The organism is Streptomyces sp. NPDC026515 (assembly GCF_055567595.1).
In genome coordinates, this window is record NZ_JBVHQD010000065.1 from 1 (window position 1) to 1,049 (window position 1,049).

Here is a 1,049-nt window from a genome sequence, read left to right on the forward strand (position 1 = left end):
GCCGCCAGGTAGTTGGCGGCCCGCCAGTGCGCGTCCAGGGTGCGCAGCTCGTCGTCGGACAGTACGGCGGCGTCCTGGTGTTCGGCCTTGGACATGGATGACACTCCGGAAGTCGTCGTTGCGTAAGCCGCCAAGGGGCCCTGGCGGAGGAGGAGTTCAGCGGGTGGCCGAAGCAGCACGGTCGGCGAGAGGACGGCAGGGCCGCCCGGTCATGGCGCTCAGGCCTGTTCGGGTACGACGGCCACCGGGCAGGCGGAGTGGTGCAGCACCGCGTGTGCGACGCGCCCCAGTTGGAGTCCGAGGTGTTCCGGGTTGCGCCGGGCACCCACCACCAGCAGGTCGGCCTCGTCGGAAGCGGCCAGGAGCACTCGGCGGGCCGGACTCTCGACCGTACGCGAACGCACCTTCACATCGGCGGGTGCGTCCTTCAAGGCCTCCGCCAGGACCTCGGCGGCATGCTGTTCGTGCAGCCGCGCGGGTTCACCGGCGAGCAGGGGGTGGTCGGTGGTCTCGTAGGCGGGGCACCGCCAGGCCCGTACGGCCTCCAGGGTCGCGCCGCGCAGCCTCGCCTCCTGGACGGCGAAGCGCAGGGCGGCGGAATCCGTCCCGTGCTCACCGACGCCCAGGACGACGCGGCCGCGGTCTTCTGCGCGGACCTGGTTGTCGTGACTGCCGCGCAGCACGATCACCGGGCAGGCCGCCTGGGCGGCGACGGCCAGGCTGACCGAGCCGAGCAGCATCTCGACGAAACCACCGCGCCCACGGGTGCCGAGCACCAGGGCGGAGGCGGTGCGGCTCTCGTGCACCAGCGCGTACTCGGGTTCCTCGGGCAACACCTCGGTGGAGATCTTGACACCGGTCTGGCGCAGGTGCGCCCGCCGTGCGGCGGTCCGGACGATGTCCTCGGCCATGACCTGCTCCGACGGCTTGCCCAGGTCCTTGGCCAGTGAGGAACCCTCGTACCGCTCCCAGAGAGAGGCGTACACGAGCCGGAGCGGTGCCCCGCGCAGGGCGGCCTCGTCGGCCGCCCAGTCGACGGCCCGCAGACT

At 72.3% G+C, this 1,049-nt stretch carries 1 protein-coding gene; it reads right to left on the minus strand.

The features are described 5' to 3' along the window. Positions 1-218: 218 nt before the first annotated feature. The coding region (locus ACZ4O3_RS44110; protein ID WP_362733183.1) for a universal stress protein at positions 219-1,049 on the minus strand (831 nt) is incomplete at its 5' end.